A 5,842-nucleotide genomic window follows, 5' to 3' on the forward strand; every position below is an offset into this window, starting at 1 on the left:
CAGGCCGGCGACAGCCTGGATGCGCTGCGCCGCTTCCGGCTCGGCCGGCCGGCCGCGCCTGGTCCCGCCACGCCGGCGCAGCTGCGTCGGTGGATGGAGGCGCCGGAGGACAACCTGGTGGTGGGCGAGCTGGCGGCAGAGGTGCAGGCCGCGCTGGGCGCGCGGCAGGGGGCGGTGCTGCTGTCGCCGCAGACCCTAGCCAAGCAGCTGCGCCACCACCCGGACCTGACGCCCGAGGACTATGACGTGCTGCGCCAGCTGATCGGGTCGCCGGATGTGGTGCGCCGGGAAGAGGACCGCCGCTTGGCGCTGATCAAGCGCCAGGGCGTGGTCTATGTCGCCGCGATCAAATCCACCGCGGATGGGGCGGAGAACTACCTGCTGTCCTTCCGCCGCGCGCGGCCGAAATCGGTGCGCCAGCTGCTGGCCCGCTACGAGCCGGTGCTGGGCGATGTGCGTTCAGTGCTCGACGAATGAGGGGGAAGCGTGCCGGTGGGGCCTCCCGCAGAACCCCATGCGATCCTGGCCGAAGCCAGTCCTACGGCAGGGAGAATGTCACCGTGTCTCCGGCACGCCTGACCCAACATAGGCGCCAGATAGGAGAATTTCCAGCATGAGCGGCACCAGCACCGGCATCAGCATCTCGGCGCAGATCGACCTGGCGCCGTTCAACGCCGCCATGCGGGGCCTGGTGCGCCTCGGCCAGGACACCACCGGGCTGATGCGTGCCCTGGGCGTGGGCCTGCGGACCAACACTCTGGCGCGCTTCGCTGAGGAACGCGCGCCGGACGGGACCAGCTGGGCACCGCTGCTGCCGGCCTATGCGGCCATCAAGCGCGGTCCCGGCATCCTGCGGGCCCGGGGCATGCGGGGCGGGCTGCAAGGCAGCATCACCATCGCGGCCGAGCGCGACAGCGTGACGGTCGGCAGCAACGCGATCCATGCCCGGGTGCATCAGGAAGGCGCCGTCATCAAGGCGCGCCATGCGCCCTACCTAGTGTTTGCTATGTCCGGCGGGCTGGTCAAGGTGCGCTCCGTCACCATTCCGGCCCGCCCCTATCTCGGCATCGGGCCCGAGGATGAAGACATGATCCTGGACACTTCGGAGTTGATGCTGGCGCGTGCGATGGCGGCGCGCAGGTAGCATGCCGTTAAGGCTCGATTAAGCGGTCTAAGCGGCCCCTTTAAGGGGCCTGGGGTATCGACGGGGCCGGATTGACGAAAGCGCCCCTGGCGGCCCAGAAACGGGCTGCGTCGCTTGTCGGTGCAGCCGGCGCTTGCCCCTGCGACAGCAAGGGCAGATAGGGCAGCGCCCGGCGGGGATGATCCTCGCCATGCCCACCGTCGTCCACCATTCCACGATGCTGCCGCTGCCCAGCGCCGACGAGGCGCCGGAATGGGTGCATCTGCTGCCCGCCGGCGAGTTCCGCGGCGTGGATGGGCGCGGCCCGTATCGGCTGCGCGACGCGGCCAAGGTGATCACCACCACGGCGGCGATGGCAGGCGGCAAGCTGCGCCTGCCGCTCGACGAAAACCACGCGATTGACCATGCGATGCGCACCGGCCAGTCCAGCCCCGCCCGGGGCTGGGTGGTGGAGCTGCAGGCGCGCCAGGACGGCATCTGGGGCCGCGTGGAATGGACGCCGACCGGCAAGGCGCTGCTGCGCGACCGGGCCTATCGCGGCATCAGCCCCGTCTATGGCCATGCCGAGGCGGACGGCACCGTGCTGTACCTGCTGCGCGCCGCGCTCACCAACGCGCCCAACCTGGCGCAGCTGGCGACCCTTCACACCCAACAGGGAACCGGAATGGACCTCACGCAATTGCGGGAGGCCCTTGGCCTGCCCGCCACGACCGCGGACGCCGATGTCCTGTCGGCCGCGGTTGCCCGCCAGGGCGCCATCGCCGCGCATCAGCAGCAGCTCTGCGCCGCGCTGGCCCTGCCGGCGACCGCCGATCACGCCGCGATCCTCGCCGCCGTGACGACCGGCCGGGCGGCCGTCGCCGCGCATGGCCAGCAGCTGTCGCGCATCGCCGCGGCGGCCGGCATCACCGAGGCGAATGCGGGGGCGGACCAGATCGTCACCGCGCTGCAGGCGCGCACCGGCGATCCGAACCTGGCCGCCACGGTGGTGTCGCTGCAGACACAGCTGGCCACCCTGCAGCAGTCCGCGGCGCGCGAGGCCGCCACGCGGGCGGTGGATGACGCGATCAAGGCCGGGAAGCCGATCAAGCCCCTGCGCGAGCATTACATCGCCCGGCACATGCAGGACCCGGCGGCCGTCGCCAACGAGCTGGCGGCCCTGCCGTCCATCAACGCCGGCGGCCTGGCGAGCGTGGTGCCGCCGGCGAGCCAGGACGGGCTGAGCGCCGACGACCACCGCGCCATCGCCCTCATGGGCATCTCGCCGGAGGCGTTCATCGCCGAGCGGAAGCGCCAGGCCGAGGGGATCGCCTGATGGCCGCGCTGACGCAGGACCGCGACACCCCCCAGCGCATGCTGGGCACCAACGGCTCCACCTATCGCCTGCCGCACAAGAGCGGCGTGACGATCTATCGTGGCGCCCTGGTGGTGCTGGACACCGCCGGCGCCGTGCAGCCCGGGCTGACCGCCACGGGGCTGGTGGTGGCGGGCCGCGCCCGCACCGGCACCGCCGATGATCCCGACAATGTCGAGTTCGACCGCGGCATCTTCCGCTTCGCCAACTCGGCCACCGATCCCGTGACCGCGGCCGACTGGGGCAAGGACGTGTTCATCGCGGACGACCAGACCGTGGCGCGGACCAGCGGCAGCAACACCCGCAGCGTGGCCGGGAAATGCCGCGGCATCGACGCCGCCGGCGTCTGGGTGGAGATCCTTCCGTGATCGTCAACAGCAGCAACCTGCGCACGCTCGGCATCGGCTTCTCGGCCGCGTTCCGCGGCGCGCTGGCCAAGGCCCCGCAGCTCTACAAGCGCGTGGCCACCGTGGTCCCGTCCACCACCGCCGCCAATGAATATGGCTGGCTCGGCGACCTGCCGGGCATGCGGGAGTGGATCGGGGATCGCGTGATCCAGAACCTGGTCACGCACGACTACACCATCCGCAACCGCGATTTCGAGCTGACGGTGGGCGTCAAGCGCAAGCACATCGAGGACGACAACCTGGGCATCTACGCGCCCATGTTCGAGACGCTGGGCGACAATGCCGGCGCCCATCCCGACAAGCTGGTGTTCGACACGCTGAAGGCCGGCACCACCACCAAGTGCTACGATGGGCAGTATTTCTTCGACACCGACCACCCGGTGGTGCTGCCGGATGGCTCCACGGCCTCCGTCAGCAACTATGGCGGCGGCTCGGGCCCGACCTGGTACCTGCTGGATGTCACGCGCCCGCTGAAGCCGCTGATCTACCAGGACCGCAAGGCGCCGCAGTTCGTGGCCAAGGACGCGCCGACGGATGACAACGTGTTCTCCAAGGGCGAGTTCATCTATGGCGTCGATAGCCGGGGCGCGGCCGGCTACGGCCTGTGGCAGCTCGCCTATGCCTCCCGGCAGCCGCTGACCGCCGAGAACTACGAGGCGGCGCGGGTGGCCATGGGCAGCCTGCTGAACAGCCGCAGCGGCGATCCGCTGGAGATCAAGCCCAACCTGCTGGTGGTGCCGCCGGCGCTGGAGGGGGCGGCCAAGCGCCTGCTGAAGAACGAGCTGGGCGCGAATGGCGGGACCAACGAGTGGTTCAACACCGCCGAGCCGCTGACCGTGCCCCGGCTGGCGGCCTGACCATGGGCAGCCGCGTCATCATCCTCTGCGCCAGCCCCGGCTTTCGCCGGGCCGGCATCGCCCACCCGGAGCGGGCGGAGTATCCGCTGGGCCGCTTCACCGCGTCCGAGCTGCTGGCGCTGCGGGCGGAGCCGATGCTGTCGGTGCAGATCATCGACGGCCCCGCCGACGCGCCGCCGGCGGCCGGCCGGGCCAGCCTGGCTGGCATGCCACCCTCGCTGGCCGAGCTGGTGGGCGAGCTGGGCAGCGATGTCGCCAGCGAACAGCACGGCGCGGCCGAGGACGGCGCCAACGCCGCGGCGGACAGCCCGCCGCGCAGCGAGGCCGCGTCCGATGGTGAGGCCGAGGACAGCTCGGCCGAGGATGGCGCGCCGGCGGCGGAGGGCACCGCCCGCCGCCCCGGCCGGCCGCGCCGCCGGGCGGAAGGCGACGGCTGATGTACGCCAGCGCGCAGGACATGGTGGCGTGGCTGGGTGAGGCCGAGATGGTCCAGCTGACCGCGGAGCGCGGCCAGCTGGATGGCCCGGTGGTGGAGGCGCGCGCGGAGGCTGCCCTGCGGGACGCCTCCGCCGTGATCGACACCGCCCTGCGCCGCTACTACGCCCTGCCGCTGCTGCAGGTGCCGGCCGAGATCGCCCGCATGTGCCGCCTGATCGCGCGCTATGAGCTGTCGCAGGGCGACGGCCGCACGGCGGGCGAAGACGCGGTGCGCGGCTACGAGGAAGCCAAGAGCTGGCTCAAGCGGATCGCCGCCGACGAGTTCCAGTTGGACCTGCCGCGGGCCGCCACCCGGCCGGCGGCGCGCGTGAGCGACCGCCCGCGCCAATGCTTCGGGCTGACCGGCTGATGGATGAGGACATTCTCAGCGCCGGGCCGCTGCATCGCCAGCTCGCGGTCCTGCAGGGCCGGCTGGCGCAGGCATTTCCGCCGGCGCGCTTCGCGCATGGTGTCGTGCCTGCCCGCCTGGACGCCAAGGTGTGGGCCGACATGGTCGGGCGCGCCCCGTATGTCGGCATCGGCTTCCTCGGCATCGGCGGGACCGAGACCAGCGCCCGCAAGCTTCAGGGGCGGTGCAGCTGGCGCGTGTTCCTGGTGGCCAAGAACGCGCGGCCGGCCGAGCGCTTCACCGGTGACGCCCGCGCGCCGGGCCTGTTCGGCATGATCCATGCCGCCGCGATCTTTCTGCAGGGCCACACGCCCGAGCCACCCGGCGACCGGGCCGAGGCGGAAGGCACCATCATCGTGGGCGCCATCGACAATGCCTATGGCGCCGACTGGCTCGACATGAACGGGGCCTGCGCCACGCTGGAGGTGTCCATGCCTCTGTCCCTCTCGGCCCAATACCGGGGGGAGGAGCTGCTGCGCCTCGCGACCAGCTGGCCGTCCGGCGAGGACGGCGGCGCCACCCTCGAAGACATGCACGAACTGGGGCAAGACCAATGACGACAGTGCGCCTGGTGGCCGGTGAAGACCGCCGCCCCCGCCTGCGCGACGGCACGTTGGTGCCGGCGGAAGGCGTGGACGCCAACCTGGACACCGACATCCATCTGCGCCGGCTGTACCGGGTCGGCGACCTGGTGCTGGCGAACGCCGAGGGCGGCCAGACCATGGCGGCGCCGGCCGACGCCGAGCAGGCCACCGTTCCCCGCAGCCCCCGGAGCCGCTGAGCCATGACCACCATCACCTTTTCGGAGATCCCGGACAACTGGCGCGTCCCCGGGACCTACACCGAGATTCGCCCGAACTACCGCGACATGGGGCTGGTGGATTATCCCACCCGGGTCCTGCTGGTCGGGCAGAAGCTCGCCGCCGGCACGGCCGCCGCCGGCACCGTGTACCCGCTGGTGCGCAAGGGCCAGGCGGCCACCCTGTTCGGCCTGGGCAGCCTCGCCAGCGAGATGGCCGAGGCGTTCCTGGCCGCCAACTCCAGCACCGATGTGGACATCATCGCGCTGGCGGATGCCAGCGCCTCGACCAAGGCCACGGGCAGCATCGCGCTGACCGGGACGGCGACCGCCGCCGGCACCATCGCCGCCTATGTCGGCGGGCGGCGCGTGACGGCCACGGTGGCCGCCGGCGC

General features: G+C 71.8%; 9 protein-coding genes and 1 pseudogene. All 10 read left to right on the top strand.

Annotated elements, in window-relative coordinates; all coding sequences use genetic code 11:
* On the top strand, window positions 1–477 hold a 477-nt coding region (locus HMPREF0731_RS12945), incomplete at its 5' end, for a hypothetical protein (protein ID WP_007004600.1).
* 136 nt (window positions 478–613) lie between these two features.
* Window positions 614–1,144 (top strand): phage virion morphogenesis protein, encoded by a 531-nt coding sequence (locus HMPREF0731_RS12950; RefSeq protein ID WP_007004601.1) that lies wholly within the window; start codon window positions 614–616, stop codon window positions 1,142–1,144.
* Window positions 1,145–1,334: 190 nt separating this feature from the next.
* Window positions 1,335–2,459 (top strand): phage protease, encoded by a 1,125-nt coding sequence (locus HMPREF0731_RS23165; RefSeq protein ID WP_157136102.1) that lies wholly within the window; start codon window positions 1,335–1,337, stop codon window positions 2,457–2,459.
* A complete protein-coding gene (locus HMPREF0731_RS12965) occupies window positions 2,459–2,866 on the top strand; it encodes a hypothetical protein (protein WP_007004603.1) in 408 nt (135 codons plus the stop codon). Before HMPREF0731_RS23165 ends, HMPREF0731_RS12965 begins: the two co-directional genes overlap by 1 nt.
* Window positions 2,863–3,762: a Mu-like prophage major head subunit gpT family protein gene (locus HMPREF0731_RS12970; RefSeq protein ID WP_007004604.1), complete on the top strand. Its 900-nt coding sequence runs from the start codon at window positions 2,863–2,865 to the stop codon at window positions 3,760–3,762. Before HMPREF0731_RS12965 ends, HMPREF0731_RS12970 begins: the two co-directional genes overlap by 4 nt.
* A 2-nt stretch (window positions 3,763–3,764) precedes the next feature.
* A complete protein-coding gene (locus HMPREF0731_RS12975) occupies window positions 3,765–4,199 on the top strand; it encodes an HI1506-related protein (protein ID WP_007004605.1) in 435 nt (144 codons plus the stop codon).
* Window positions 4,199–4,609, top strand: a complete 411-nt coding sequence (locus HMPREF0731_RS23170) for a DUF1320 domain-containing protein (protein WP_007004606.1) — start codon at window positions 4,199–4,201, stop codon at window positions 4,607–4,609. Before HMPREF0731_RS12975 ends, HMPREF0731_RS23170 begins: the two co-directional genes overlap by 1 nt.
* Window positions 4,609–5,205 carry a hypothetical protein gene (locus HMPREF0731_RS12985; RefSeq protein ID WP_040613129.1) on the top strand — a complete coding sequence of 199 codons (597 nt, stop codon included), beginning with the start codon at window positions 4,609–4,611 and terminating at the stop codon, window positions 5,203–5,205. Before HMPREF0731_RS23170 ends, HMPREF0731_RS12985 begins: the two co-directional genes overlap by 1 nt.
* The gene (locus HMPREF0731_RS12990; protein ID WP_007004608.1) at window positions 5,202–5,429 is read left to right on the top strand and encodes a hypothetical protein; all 228 of its coding nucleotides are present in this window, start codon (window positions 5,202–5,204) and stop codon (window positions 5,427–5,429) included. Before HMPREF0731_RS12985 ends, HMPREF0731_RS12990 begins: the two co-directional genes overlap by 4 nt.
* 3 nt (window positions 5,430–5,432) lie before the next feature.
* A pseudogene (locus tag HMPREF0731_RS25475) lies at window positions 5,433–5,842 on the top strand (phage tail sheath subtilisin-like domain-containing protein); the annotation flags it as partial.

Source organism: Pseudoroseomonas cervicalis ATCC 49957, from assembly GCF_000164635.1.
Taxonomy (GTDB): domain Bacteria; phylum Pseudomonadota; class Alphaproteobacteria; order Acetobacterales; family Acetobacteraceae; genus Pseudoroseomonas; species Pseudoroseomonas cervicalis.